This window comes from Vibrio rotiferianus CAIM 577 = LMG 21460, from assembly GCF_002741985.1.
GTDB classification, from domain to species: domain Bacteria; phylum Pseudomonadota; class Gammaproteobacteria; order Enterobacterales; family Vibrionaceae; genus Vibrio; species Vibrio rotiferianus.
In genome coordinates, this window is the sequence record NZ_APHW01000104.1 from 42,450 (window position 1) to 55,611 (window position 13,162).

Consider the following 13,162-nt stretch of genomic DNA (forward strand, 5'->3'; position numbering starts at 1 on the left):
CATTGTTTGAGGAGCTTCTTATGCCTAGAGCCAGTTTCGACCAACTTACTGCATTTGTTGCTGTCGCTGAGCATGGTTCATTCAGCCAAGCCGCGAGGGTTGTTGGGAAAGACCGAGCGACGCTTCACCATCAAGTCAGCGATCTAGAAATTGATTGGGATGTAACCTTATTTGAACGCAAAGGAAGAATGCCAGTCTTGACGGAAGTAGGGGCGACGTTACTTACTCAAGCCAAGCACATTCTTTACCAAATGCAGTCTTTAGAGCTTTCTTGTGACAGCTACTCTCAAGGGGATATCCCGGAGATAACGATTTGCCATGATATGTCGGTGCCGTGTGATGCCATAGCGGATATCGACCTGTCTCTGCGCAAGCAATATAAGAACACTGCGATTCATTGGTTGCATCGAAGCCGTGATGAAGCGTTAGAGATGCTAATGGCGAAACAAGCGGACTTTGCAGTGGTACTTAACCGAGGACAAGCATTTCCAACCGAAGGAATGTCGTTTATTAACTTGGGCTATCCTAAGTTTACCTTTTACGCCCACAGGCAAAGCCTGATAGCTCAGAAAGCCGTTGTGACTTTGCAAGATCTTGCGTCACATCATCAATACATCGCTGAGAATTTCAGCACCAGTGCACTAGGCAACCAGCAGGTGATGTCGCCCAACATCTCTCGCATCAGCAACATCGATGTATTGATGCGATTATTGAAAAATGAGGGCTTTGCCTTGCTTCCACATCACTTAGTGCAAGCTCACGATGAAAAAGGTGAATTTGTGCCGTTAAACATTGATTTTATGGCGAATGAAGGTCGTGCAGGGTACGTGTTACTTAAACGAGGCAACACGCTAAGCCCTGTGCATCAAAAGCTGGTGGCCTTGGTGACCGAGTGGTTTGATAAGCAGGCTTAATACTCGAAAGCTTATCTAGTGGGGCAGTACTAGATTAGTTAAGCCTCAACCTTAATGAAATATCACCATCATCAAGTACGCCATCTTCATGAAACCCAAACGCACGATAAAGCTTACCTGCCTGCTGATTGGTTGGCTTGTGCATCGTAAGTAGGGTTTTACCGCCAAGTCGCTTCACCTCTTCAACAAGTAAGCTTAGTACCCGCTTGCCATAGCCTTTGTTCTGATGATCTTTGTCGATCATAAAACGAAATAGCCAGTAAATGGAGTAATCGAGTGGTTCATCTTCATGGCAAAAAGCGAGCAAACCGATCACAGTCTCTTGCTCATAAATCACTTTCAGCCGGTAGTCGGTTTCAAAGCGTGATTGAGCAATCGTAATCGCGTTGGAGGCAAGATTTTCTTCTTGTTCAGGATGCAGATTGAGACGAATACAGTCTAGGTAGTTTTCTTTAGTGAGATCATAAATACGAGATTCCTTCTTCCTTAAAGCAAAAGAAGTAAAGCTTACTATTCAGTAAGATAGCAAATGAGATAACTAACGGTCGGGCAAAGCTGTGAGGGAGTTCATAGACAGGCGGCCCCAAAGAAGCCGCCAAGCTATTAGTATTTATTACGAGATGGTATATACCGCGAGGCTAGCACTTATCGCATGAAGAACCGTTTTGGTTGCAATCTGTCATACGACCTTGCTTGTCGAATGAGAAGCTACAACATTCTTCAAACAGCTTTTTCAATTCTACACGTCCTTTTTGTACGCGTGATTTGAGAGTCGAGTAACTGATGCCTTGTTGTTCTGCTAGCTTCTTCTGACTCATGCCTTCGAGCTCAATAGAAGCGAGCAGTTGCGATTGCTCTTCTGGTAGCGCCTGCACAAACGGCGCAATGCACTTCGAGAGTTCTTGTTTAAGGCTCGCTTCTTGTTCTTCAAACCAAAGATCGTCAGCGACGAGATCATTATCACGCTGATTTCGCGCACGTTTACGGTAGAAATCGATGATGGCGTTATTGGCGATTTGGAATAGCCATGATTTCACGCTTGATACGTCGCGAATGTCCCCAAGATTCTGATACGTCTTGAGTAAGATCTCTTGTTTTAAGTCGTCTACGTCGTCTTCATTACTGACTTTAGAGCGTAAGAAAGCATGAATAGCGTGTTCGTATTCGCTCCAAATCGATTCGAGGTTAGCAGTTTTCATTGATGCAACACTCGTCACGCAAGAAGCCAATAACCGTATCTAAGCATTCATACTCAGCAACACAATACAAAGTACGACCTTCACGGCGCTGACTGATTAAGCCGGCTGAGGCTAGGCTCGAAATGTGATGAGAAAGGGTAGAGGCTGGAATACCAAGTTTATCTTGTACGCCACCAACCGCGATTCCTTCATAGCCTGCTTTGACCACCTCTTTATAGATACATAAACGGGTAGGGTGTCCTAGCTCTTTGAGCGCTTTTGCTACAGCTTCGAGTTCCATACTGACCTCTTGGAATGACAGACGATAAATACATTTCGATGATAGTGAAAGTGTGGATGAATAGCAAACAAGAAAGTTTCAATAGTTAATTTGTTGATAAATAAGAATTAAAATTATATTTCGACATTTATCGAAATATAATGGTTGACGCATTGTTTTTTAATTCTATAATTCGAGAAAAATAGAAATGAAGAATTCAGCTTCATTAGGAAATTTACAGTTACTGATGTGACATCAGTAGGAGAATCAATATGAATCCAGAAATCATGACTATGGCTAAGGAAGCGCTTGATATGTTTGCGTTTCTAGCAACCGAACTTATCATCCTATTCCTAGCGATAAGCTACATTGTGGGTGTGTTGCAAGATTTTCTAACGCCAGAAAAAATTCAATCGATCCTGAGCTCGAAAAAGGGTAAAGGCTACTTCATTGCTGCGCTATTAGGTTCGATTACGCCTTTCTGTTCGTGTTCGACGATTCCTTTCTTGAAAGGTCTATTGCGTGCAAGAGCAGGTTTCGGACCTATGATGGTGTTCTTATTTGCAAGTCCACTGCTTAACCCAGTGATCATTGGCTTGTTTGTGGTGACCTTTGGTTGGAAAGTCGCGGTATTCTACTTTGCTATCGCAATGACGGTGTCTGTGGTTGCGGGCTATATACTTGAAAAGCTAGGCTTTGAACGTTACGTAAAACCAGAAGCGTACGAAGCAGCAGGCACCTCTTCATGTGGTACATCTTGCGGTGATTCAAGCAAGAAAAAAGAACAAGCGAAACCAGTATCAAGCTGCACTACCAGTGCCTGTGGCGAATCTGCACCAGTTGCAGCAAAAACATCTTGTTGTGGTGATAGCGAACCAAAAGCAGAGCCTAAAGTGGAAGTGTCTTGCTGTTCATCAGACGGTACTGCAACAGCAACAATCGTGGAAGAAAAAGAACCTAGCCGCTGGGTACGTATTTGGCACTCAACTTGGAAAGACTTTAAACAAGTGTTCCCTTACCTGATGATGGGTATTGCGATTGGTTCATTCATTTACGGCTTCATCCCAACGGATCTTATTGCGGAGTACGCAGGTGAAGCGAAGTGGTACGCGATTCCAGTAGCAGCAATTATTGGTATTCCATTGTACATCCGTGCAGAGGCCGTAATTCCACTAAGCGCAGCACTAGTACAAAAAGGTATGGCACTGGGTTCAGTAATGGCTCTTATCATTGGTAGCGCAGGTGCAAGTCTTACAGAAGTGATTTTGTTGAAATCAATCTTTAAGAACCAAATGATTGCAGCCTTCCTATTCGTCATCTTAACGATGGCAATGGGCGCAGGTTACCTATACACCTTCATCTTTGCTTAATGTAATTAAGTAAACTGAAAAACAAAAATCCCCAAGTTTCGGCTTGGGGATTTTTATTCTGAAAGACTTAAAGCTTATCGCTCGCCAAGCACTTCAAATTCATCGTAAGTGAGGCGAGATAGGCCATCTTCTTGAATTTCCCACAATTCTTTGTGCACGACACCAAACGCCTTGTTCATCGTCCAATCTGACGTAAGAATGTAGCCATTTTCGCTGTCTTTTTCCCACTTAGTGTTGGTGTAGTCCACGCTGTTAAAACCTTGGTCCATGATGTTTTGCCAGAATGCTTGGATCGCTCCACGTCCCTCAAAGGTGCCAAAAGGCTTTGCCACCATAATAGCATCTTCGGCGTATTGCGCTGCGCAGCCCGCAGCATCTTGATTATTGAAAGCGACTTGCCATGCTGAGATGCCTGCTTGAGCACGTTCTAAAACTGATTGGGTCATCCTGAATGTCCTTTAATTGGTGTTTGTTTATGTAGCAATCATAGGAGTAGAATTGAGAGAGAAAAACAAAGTAATAAGAATTGAATGTTCTTTAAAACAGAACAATAAGGAAGGCGATGAATAAGCTGCGTTTAATGTCTCTATTCGTTCATATTGTTGAATGTGGGTCGATCTCCAAAGCTGCAGAAAAGTTGGAGCTTTCTAAGTCGGTATTGAGCTCTGCTTTGAAGCATCTAGAGCAAGAGCTGGACACGTGTTTGCTCAAACGCACAACGAGAAAGCAAGCATTAACCTCCGCTGGTGAACGTTTTTATCAGCAGTGTGCGCAAATGACAAAGCAAGCTGAAGCGGCATGGTTAGAAGCGGCAGAGTTGAAGCAAGTGCCTACGGGAAAACTAACCGTCACTGCGCCACATGCATTAATGCGTCCAATAGTGCTCCCTGCTTTAACGAGCGTTTTTTCTGATTACCCAGATGTGCATTTAAATCTAGTCAGTGATGATAAGCATGTCGATATTGTTCAGCAGGATATCGACCTCGCGGTGCGCGTAGGGGCATCTGGTGATTCGAACATAAAACAGCGTAAGGTGGGGCAGTTTTGTGACGTATTATGTCGGGCTAAAGAGACCCATGTTGACATTGAAGCCACTTCTTATATCGCTCAACACTGGCAGGTGGAGCCCATTGTTCATGCCTTCTCTTTGGATGAGAAAGAGCACCAAGTTCAATACTTAGTAAAGCATCGTGCAAATACTGTGTTTGATGTAGAGAGCCTTTTAGAAATGGGATTAGGTTTTGGGATCTTGCCTGACTTTATGTTGGCCTCGAACTCGCTTCTTGAACCTGTACCTCAAGCTAAAGCGCCAAAGGTGAATCCGATTTATGTGTTGCATCCATATCAAGCTCACGTGCCGATGGCGGTAACATTAGCGATAAAGGCAATTGAAGAGCGTATCGAAGAAGTGATTTTATGTAGAAACTAAGGGGCAGAGCGGAACAATAGGAGGAGTCCGAAATTAAAGTTGCTGCATTTTTATTCAGGATCAATCTTCATCATTATTTCACCCCGCGTTCAAACTCCCTCGTCTACACTGTTTGATGAGTTGGCAGTTGGCACACCAAGGAGGCAGCCATGATTGCAGTTCATCGAGAGTATTGTTTATCGAATAGCCCAGATTTACACGCCCATATTGAAGTCAATCCTGTAGGCAAATTGGAAGTAGAAATTGTCGAGCTTCAAGAGCACCATAGCACCGAATTTGATGACCTTTCTTTTGAAAGCAGTGGTGCTCAAACACGCATTTGTGGGAAGGAAGACACAGTTCCATGGCAGTTTACTCTTGCCAAAACCGATGCATTGGAGCTTTCTCATCTTGTGGATGAAGCAAATGAGGAATACGAGATGCTCATGAGTGATCTTATGTAGTTTCCCATTTTCTTGGGTGATAAAAAACCTCCCAGAGGGAGGTTTCAGAATTTATTTAGGCACTTCTTTGCAAGGTTGCAGCTCTTGGACGTTGTCTTCGTTGAAGTCGTCTGCGTATCCTTTCGGTGGCGGTGTCCAACCGCGTTCTGAGCGGGACAGTTTATCGTGACGATCTTTCTGCATCTCTTCAGCCATCCTCTCCTCAAGGTGAATAAACAGTTGACGGAAGTTGTTATCGTAACGTTCGCCCTCAGAGTCATCGGCCCACGCTTCGTAAAGCATGTCTGATTTACGATCCTCTACCCGCTTATACGTTGTTTTTTGCTGCTCAACATAAAATGGGTGAATTCCAAGAGATTTCATTACGTGTCCACCCATTTCTAATGCAGAGTGGTACGTCTCGGATTCGATAATATCGGCACCGGCTTGGCGGAGCAGGTAGCCATGGCCACGGTCGAACGCGCGAGCGATTACTTTCACTTTTGGATAGGTGTGCTTAACGTATTTGACCAGTTCGACACTGGCTTCTTGGTTATCAATGGCAACCACAAGTGCGGCAGCGTGTTCAATTCCTGCGGTATGTAACATGTCTGGGCGCATGGCATCACCAAAGTAAGCACGTGTACCTATTTGACGCATGTTATCTACTTGACTGGCTTGGTGATCTAGCACGACCGTTTGAACGCCATTAGACACCAATAGGCGATTGACGATCTGACCAAATCGGCCAATACCTGCGATGATGACCGTACCTTGTTCTTCAATCGTGTCGCTTTCGCGCTCGTTAGATTCACTCTCAAAGCGAGGAAGAATGACTTTGTCGAACAGGATGAATAATCCTGGCGTCAAGAACATTGAGATCGCAACTACCAATGCCAGTGTTTGTGAAAGCTCAAATGGAATCACGTGGTTTTGCACTGAGAAGCTCAGAAGTACAAAGCCAAACTCACCCGCTTGCGCTAAGCTCAACGTAAACAACCATCGGTTGCTGCCTTTGATTCGGAAAATGAAAGCAAGAATAAACAGAATCGCCGCTTTCAGGATCATCACAGCTAGCGTAAGAGCGATGATCAAACCAAAATCGCTGAACAGTACTGAGAAGTCGATGCCTGCGCCAACCGTGATAAAGAACAGACCCAGCAGCAAACCTTTGAATGGTTCAATGTTTGACTCCAATTCATGGCGGAATTCACTGTTCGCTAATACTACGCCTGCTAAGAAAGTACCTAGAGCAGGAGATAAACCCACTAGGCTCATCAAAGCAGCAATGCCGATCACCAGCATCAGTGCCGTTGCGGTAAAGATTTCACGCAGGCCAGAGCTTGCTACGTAGCGGAATAGTGGACGACTTAAGAAATGTCCGCCAACAACGACAATAGCAATAGAGGCCGTAATCACTAGGCCGTAAGCCCAGCCAGGAAGTCCAGCAACCAAGCTGAGTTCTTCATGATGTTCTGCGGCTGCTTGAGCTGTCGATTGTGCTTGTTCTACCAACTCTGGCAGTGCCAACAGTGGAATAAACGCCAGCATTGGAATAACTGCGATATCTTGGAAAAGCAGTACCGAGAACGCGTTTTGACCACCTTCGGTTTTGGTTAATCCTTTTTCACTAAAGGTTTGCAGAACAATCGCAGTGGATGACAGCGCAAAAATTAAGCCGATTGCCAGTGCAATGGTCCATGGCTGACCAAAGTAAATTGCGATTGCCATAATTAGCGCAGTAGTACCACCAACTTGGAGACCACCTAAGCCCATTAAGCGGTTACGCATCGCCCAAAGCATTTTGGGCTCAAGCTCTAAACCAACAAGAAATAACATCATCACGACGCCAAATTCGGCGAAGTGTTGAATAGTCGTGGTTTCTTCACCGACTAATCCAATGATTGGCCCAATAACCACACCAGCGATCAGGTACCCCAGTACCGAACCTAAACCTAAACGCTTTGCTAAAGGGACGGCTATAACGGCGGCAATAAGATAAACGAAGGCTTGTAAGAATATCCCTGTCATGACGCTTCCTTAATCAGTTGTGGGAGTGCGCTGTTGAGTTTGATGAGTGAAGCGGCAGCTTTGAGATCCAGCGTATCATTGACCAACGCACTAAGTAGCGTTTTGTAACGCTCTATATGCTGATCAATTCGGTTTTCTTCTTGCGCGGTACGAGAACCAAACAGCGCCAATGGTGCAATGTAATGCATCCCGGTGAGCGCAGACATCTGCTCGATAGGAGCAAGCAATTCTCGAATAGTGAAATGGTTGTAACCTTCTGCTTTATATGCTTCTTCTTTACCGCCAGCAGAGAGCACACAGAGTAGTGTTTTTCCTTGTAGTTCAGTTCCTTCAGAGCCATAAGCAAAACCGTACTCTAACACCAAATCTTGCCACTCTTTTAAGATGGCGGGTGTCGAGTACCAATACAATGGAAACTGAAAAATCACCACATCGTGATCACGCAAACGCTGCTGTTCGCGGTCTATGTTGATATTGAAGTGCGGGTATTCAGCATAGAGATCTACGCAAGTGACGCCTTCAACAGTGTTCGCTGCTTTAAAAAGAGGAGCGTTAACTTCTGAGCGATGCTGGGAAGGATGCGCAAAGAGAATGAGGACTTTTTTATTTATCATAGGAATCCTTGCTATGCGTCTAAACCATTTTTGGTATAGGAATGAAAGACTTTTGATTGCTGTAACAAACTGTAACTCATAAATGATGCCCTATCTACTTTAGTGATTGAACAAACGAAGGGTAAGCTCATTTTCAATAATAAGCGCTATGCATGGGGTGGTATCATTCTTTGGGGGATCAGGATTCGTGCATGAACTGTCTTTGTTATTTTTCCGTCATGAAGACGTATCGATCGCAAATAATTGGTGTTTGCTGGTTGGAAAGTCGTCAAATCTGTTCGTATGCTGAATAATAACCTTAAGTTATCAACGACGTAATTTTATGGCAAAAGACCTCTTCTCTAATCTCGACCTCAATTTACTGAGGACGTTTATCATCCTTCATCAAGAGCGAAACATGCGACGTGCGGCTGAACGATTATTTGTTTCTCAACCAGCAGTGAGTAAGGCATTACAGAGGCTGCGGGATCATTTTGACGATGAGCTATTTGTTAAAACTCACCATGGTTTGAGAGCGACTGAATATGCCAACGAATTGGCTGAAAGCCTTGCACCGTTACTCGATGAAATATCCATTACACTCAATGGCTCTAAAGATTTTAATCCATTGGAGATGAATGGGACGATTAAGCTCGCATTAGCACCATTTATCCTTAGCTCGTACGCAAGCGAAATCTTCCAAGCAATCAGACAAGCGGCACCTAACGTTCAAGTACATTTGCTTAACTGGTCTCGCTCTACCATGGACGAGATCATTAAGGACGAAGTACTCCTTGGTGTGAATTATGAAATCAACCATGCCCCCAAAGAGCTCTTGACGAAAGAGATCGTTAAAGATGCATTTTGTGCTTACGTTCGAAAAGACCATCCTCTGAAAGGTAACTGCCTAAGAGTTTCTGATTGTAAACATCTTGAGTTTGCGACGGTTATCGCTGCAGACTGGAACTCCAATATTTCTTTTTCAGAAAAAATCATGAAGATCAAAGGGGTAGAGCCTAAAATCGCCTTTCGTTCAGAGCTGCCGTCAGCAATTATTGATGTGGTAGCGAATTCAGATATGGTGTTTCCAGCATCAAAAACCGTGAATGTCGATAAGCTGTATAAACTCCGTAGGCTTGATATTGAGCTGGAAGGCATGGTGGTCGAGCCATCATTACTTGCTTATTACCATCATAAGAATCGACGCAATGAAATGGTGCATTGGTTGAGGAACCTAGTGACGAACATTATTGTCGGGCACCTTGACCTTGAAACCGAACAATAATAACCATCAGTTATCAAGCTAACTACCATCGTTTATTAATAACCCGCCGTTAAGTGCGGGTTTCTTTTAAGCGATTAGAGACAAAAAACGCTGTTCAATATACTTCTCTTCATCGGGCAGGGAGTCCACTGAATCTGCAAGAGGCAGCCCTGAATTTCGACAAATTAAGAGAGTAAATCATGAAAGTTAAATTACTAAGTGCCGTTATCGCAGCATCTTTTCTAGCCGGCTGTTCATCATCAGGTTCTTCGGACTCCCCAAGTGAGCCAGCAGGTGTTGCTTCTGTTCAAACCTTTGAAGGTGAGCATTTCGATGGTATGGCAATTCAAGGTGACAACGGCGAGTACAACACAGTAGCTATTCGCGGTGTAGAAGGTAATACCGTATTTAATGTTGGCGGAGAGCTTTACTTTACAGATGGTGATGTAGTTAAAGACGCTTCAGGTAACGTGGTTGGTAATATCGAAGTACGTAATAACGAATTGGTGTTTGTGAATGACAAAGGCTTCGTACACTTGAGCGTAGAAGATGGACGATTAATTGTCGAAGAAGTGAAGCTCAATCCTGTACATCCTATTGAACCAACGCCGGAACACCCAATTGAATGGGAGCCAGCAAACCCAATTGAGCCAGTGCCGGAGCATCCAATTGCAGGTGGTCCCGTAAATCCAATTGAGCCAGTACCTGAGCATCCAATTGAAGGTGGTCCAGTAAATCCGATTGAGCCAGTACCTGAGCATCCAATTGAAGGCGGTCCAGTAAATCCGATTGAACCTGTGCCGGAGCATCCAATTGCAGGCGGACCGGTAAATCCAATTGAAGCAAGCCCGGAGAACCCAATTGAAGGGGCTGCCAGCCTGCCTGTTCACGAGCTAACTCAAGAGCAACGTGCAGAGTTGAAGCAAAAAGTACAGTCTCTGTCACAAGAGCAGCGTCAGCAAATAAAAAGAGCGATTCGTGACCGCGCTGAGCGTTCATAAGTCAATCGCATAAGGGTAATGAGCAAGGAGCCGCTTGAGTAAAGTGGCTCCTTTTTTGTTTCATACTTTTTTAATAGGTTTCCCCAATGAACAAATCTTTGACACTGCTTTGCGCGCTCTTTGCTATCCCGTGTTTTTCCGCTGACTATAAAATGCCAGAGTTTGGATTGGACGTATCCAATACAGATGATGAATGGATTGTCACGGCCAGCGGTTATTTACAAGCTACCGAAGAGTGGAATATCTCCGCTGAAATTGACTCTACCGGCTACCTAGAACTGGGGACTGGCTACGGTGTCATGCTCGGACAGTTCTATACCGAAGCTTTTGTGAGTTATGGACGAGCTGATTTGTTCGATGTTTATGACGTTGGGGTGTTTACTGGAATGGCGTTAGGCAATGATTGGATGGTTTATGCCAATAGTTCTCATGAATGGAGAGAAAGTGCTATTGGTAAGTCATTCCCTGCATTCGAAAATACCGCAAGAGAGTGGAAAAACACGGTTGGAACGAGCTATACACCAATTGATTTTCTCAGTCTTGGCTATGCTTATAACTACGATAAAAAGTTGACAGAGGGAGGTCATCGTACAAACCACGAGGTGCGAATCACGTTAAAACCGAAGTGGCTAGAACCCTACGTGAAGTATACGTTTGGTGAGCACAGGGTTTCGCCAGGTTCGACCAAAGTAAGTGAAGAAAACAGCGTTGAGCTAGGGATTAACTTTAACTTTTAAGGTGAAGGTATGAACATACAATCAACCATTATTGAATATGCAGTGGCGATTATAGGGTTACTTTTGACAGGAATAACCCTCTAAGCAGGGTGCTCAGAGGGTTAACACATTAACGATTGATGTTGTAGCGAGCCATAGTGGCTTCTTCAGTCGTTACGACTGTTTTACCTATCGGAGCAAGAGAGATAACCGCAAGCTTCAGGTGTTGAAGGGCGAACGGAATGCCGATGATGGTGACAAAGCATGCTACAGCGGAAAGCACATGACCGATTGCCAACCAGAGACCAGCAAACACAAACCAAATCACATTACCAATGACGCCAAGTGGACTGGTACCGATGTCCATTTCATTGGTTAACTCATCTCGTGAAACGGCTTCTTTGCCGAATGGGAAGAACGAGAAATTACCCATTACAAAACAAGCACGTCCCCATGGAATACCGATGATGCTGATGAATGCTAATAGTCCGAAGAACCACCATAGCAAACCCATAAATACGCCACCGAATACAAACCAGATGATGTTGCCGAGTGTTCTCATTTAAAACCCTTTTTGATTTATAGCGTTGTGTTAAGTATGTCACACGAATCTTAACAGAGGATGAATGTGCACACTTTATCTTAAATACGCAATCATTGATGAGAACGCGGATTTAATAGAGGTACTAGGTCACATGAGATTGAATAAACAAAAGGCTCTCAACGAGAATTGTCGAGAGCCTTTCAGGTTAGGCGGTAGCTAAGTTCAAGCGAGGAACTGGCTTGTCATTGATCGGCAGGTGAATCAGCGCTGCAACAAATGCTAATACAACGGTTGACCACCAGATTGGATCGTACGAACCGTAGTAATCGTAAATACGACCACCAACCCAAGCTCCTAAGAAGCTACCTACTTGGTGCGTAAAGAACACCAAGCCATACAAGGTGGAAAGGTAACGAGCTCCAAAGATTTGACGAACTAAGCCGGAAGTCAGTGGCACGGTACCTAACCAACAGAAGCCAATTGCACCACCAAAGATAGCGGCGGTGTGTTCGGTGACAGGTAGCGTCACAAAAGCACCGATTACGACTGTGCGCATCAAATAAAGTGCAGACATAACATGACGCTTGTTAAAGCGGTCTGCCATTACACCCCAGAAGTACGAGCCAAAGATGTTGAAAATGCCGACGTACGCTAGCGCCATCGCCGCCGTTGATGCGGGTAAATCTTTATCGGCTAAGTAACTCGGCAGGTGAGTCGCGATGAACATTACGTGGAAACCACAAACAAAGAAGCCAGCATGGATTAGCCAATAGCCTTTATGTGAAAAGGCTTCTTTCAATGCTTCTTTTAGAGTTTGTGTGTCTTCTTGTGTGTTTGCAGTTTCACTCGTTTGCGGTTTCGTGGTTCTCATGAACAACGCAAACATCACCATAAAGCTACACAGCACAGCGAACACTTGAAGAGCACCTTGCCAGCCAAAATCACTCAATAGTGCTTGGGCTCCAGGGATCATGGCGAACATACCGAATGATCCTGCTGCTGTCGTCAAACCAAATGCTTTTGCTGCGTGTTGTGCTGGAACAACTTTCGCCACTGCACCGAGAACGATCACATAACTGGTCGCGCTTAAGCCAAAACCGACCAAAACGCCAAGTGATAGATACATCATGGTTGGCTCAACAGCGATGGAAGTCAGGTATAGACCTAAAGCGTAAGAAATGGCACCTAAAATAATGATACGCTTTGCACCCCAACGGTCTGAAGCCATACCAACAAACGGCTGAAATACGCCAAACAACAAGTTTTGCAATGCAATAGCAAAGCTGAAGAACTCGCGACCAGTATGGAAGTAGTCAGAAATTGGCATCATGAAAATGCCGAATGATTGTCTGATCCCTAGACAAATAATCAAAATCCCTATTCCAAGCCAAACAAGAATTGGAAATCGGAAAATACTCAT

At 44.5% G+C, this 13,162-nt stretch carries 15 protein-coding genes; 7 read left to right on the plus strand and 8 right to left on the minus strand.

Annotation, left to right across the window (positions count from 1 at the left end; all coding sequences use genetic code 11):
- Nucleotides 1-20 precede the first annotated feature (20 nt).
- Nucleotides 21-914 (plus strand): LysR family transcriptional regulator, encoded by an 894-nt coding sequence (locus B853_RS19825; RefSeq protein WP_038884672.1) that lies wholly within the window; start codon nucleotides 21-23, stop codon nucleotides 912-914.
- A gap of 34 nt (nucleotides 915-948) precedes the next feature.
- On the opposite strand, the gene B853_RS19830 is transcribed toward B853_RS19825, so the two are convergent.
- The 3 genes from B853_RS19830 to B853_RS19840 all read right to left on the minus strand — a co-directional run bounded on the left by B853_RS19830 (nucleotide 949) and on the right by B853_RS19840 (nucleotide 2,393).
- Entirely contained in the window at nucleotides 949-1,428 is a 480-nt protein-coding gene (locus tag B853_RS19830; protein ID WP_346243149.1) for a GNAT family N-acetyltransferase, read from the minus strand.
- A gap of 124 nt (nucleotides 1,429-1,552) precedes the next feature.
- On the minus strand, nucleotides 1,553-2,113 hold the full coding sequence (gene sigZ, locus B853_RS19835) for an RNA polymerase sigma factor SigZ (RefSeq protein ID WP_038884667.1): 561 nt from the start codon (nucleotides 2,111-2,113) through the stop codon (nucleotides 1,553-1,555).
- A complete protein-coding gene (locus B853_RS19840; RefSeq protein WP_005433559.1) occupies nucleotides 2,100-2,393 on the minus strand; it encodes an ArsR/SmtB family transcription factor in 294 nt (97 codons plus the stop codon). Before B853_RS19840 ends, sigZ begins: the two co-directional genes overlap by 14 nt.
- A 251-nt stretch (nucleotides 2,394-2,644) precedes the next feature.
- Between B853_RS19840 and B853_RS19845 the strand changes: the two genes are divergently transcribed.
- On the plus strand, nucleotides 2,645-3,742 hold the full coding sequence (locus B853_RS19845) for a permease (protein WP_038884665.1): 1,098 nt from the start codon (nucleotides 2,645-2,647) through the stop codon (nucleotides 3,740-3,742).
- Between the two features lie 74 nt (nucleotides 3,743-3,816).
- Here the strand turns inward: B853_RS19845 and B853_RS19850 are convergent, their stop codons facing one another.
- The gene (locus B853_RS19850; protein ID WP_038884664.1) at nucleotides 3,817-4,188 is read right to left on the minus strand and encodes a YybH family protein; all 372 of its coding nucleotides are present in this window, start codon (nucleotides 4,186-4,188) and stop codon (nucleotides 3,817-3,819) included.
- A 116-nt stretch (nucleotides 4,189-4,304) separates the two neighbouring features.
- On the opposite strand from B853_RS19850, the gene B853_RS19855 reads away from it, so the two are divergent.
- Complete coding sequence (locus B853_RS19855) at nucleotides 4,305-5,171, plus strand: LysR family transcriptional regulator (protein ID WP_038884662.1); 867 nt, start codon at nucleotides 4,305-4,307, stop codon at nucleotides 5,169-5,171.
- A 149-nt stretch (nucleotides 5,172-5,320) separates the two neighbouring features.
- Nucleotides 5,321-5,614, plus strand: a complete 294-nt coding sequence (locus B853_RS19860; protein ID WP_010451159.1) for a hypothetical protein — start codon at nucleotides 5,321-5,323, stop codon at nucleotides 5,612-5,614.
- Between the two features lie 51 nt (nucleotides 5,615-5,665).
- On the opposite strand, the gene B853_RS19865 is transcribed toward B853_RS19860, so the two are convergent.
- Both B853_RS19865 and B853_RS19870 read right to left on the minus strand, forming a co-directional pair.
- Nucleotides 5,666-7,624 (minus strand): monovalent cation:proton antiporter-2 (CPA2) family protein, encoded by a 1,959-nt coding sequence (locus tag B853_RS19865; protein WP_038884661.1) that lies wholly within the window; start codon nucleotides 7,622-7,624, stop codon nucleotides 5,666-5,668.
- Complete coding sequence (locus B853_RS19870; RefSeq protein ID WP_010451162.1) at nucleotides 7,621-8,238, minus strand: NAD(P)H-dependent oxidoreductase; 618 nt, start codon at nucleotides 8,236-8,238, stop codon at nucleotides 7,621-7,623. The genes B853_RS19865 and B853_RS19870 overlap by 4 nt, the downstream gene beginning before the upstream one ends.
- Before the next feature lie 322 nt (nucleotides 8,239-8,560).
- On the opposite strand from B853_RS19870, the gene B853_RS19875 reads away from it, so the two are divergent.
- The 3 genes from B853_RS19875 (at nucleotide 8,561) to B853_RS19885 (ending at nucleotide 11,219) form a co-directional block, all read left to right on the plus strand.
- Nucleotides 8,561-9,502 carry a LysR family transcriptional regulator gene (locus tag B853_RS19875; protein ID WP_038884660.1) on the plus strand — a complete coding sequence of 314 codons (942 nt, stop codon included), beginning with the start codon at nucleotides 8,561-8,563 and terminating at the stop codon, nucleotides 9,500-9,502.
- Between the two features lie 179 nt (nucleotides 9,503-9,681).
- On the plus strand, nucleotides 9,682-10,482 hold the full coding sequence (locus B853_RS19880; RefSeq protein WP_038884658.1) for a hypothetical protein: 801 nt from the start codon (nucleotides 9,682-9,684) through the stop codon (nucleotides 10,480-10,482).
- Nucleotides 10,483-10,568: 86 nt separating this feature from the next.
- On the plus strand, nucleotides 10,569-11,219 hold the full coding sequence (locus B853_RS19885; protein WP_038884657.1) for a hypothetical protein: 651 nt from the start codon (nucleotides 10,569-10,571) through the stop codon (nucleotides 11,217-11,219).
- 109 nt (nucleotides 11,220-11,328) lie between these two features.
- On the opposite strand, the gene B853_RS19890 is transcribed toward B853_RS19885, so the two are convergent.
- Both B853_RS19890 and B853_RS19895 read right to left on the minus strand, forming a co-directional pair.
- The gene (locus B853_RS19890) at nucleotides 11,329-11,760 is read right to left on the minus strand and encodes a YccF domain-containing protein (RefSeq protein WP_010451166.1); all 432 of its coding nucleotides are present in this window, start codon (nucleotides 11,758-11,760) and stop codon (nucleotides 11,329-11,331) included.
- A 187-nt stretch (nucleotides 11,761-11,947) separates the two neighbouring features.
- On the minus strand, nucleotides 11,948-13,162 hold the full coding sequence (locus B853_RS19895; protein WP_038884656.1) for an MFS transporter: 1,215 nt from the start codon (nucleotides 13,160-13,162) through the stop codon (nucleotides 11,948-11,950).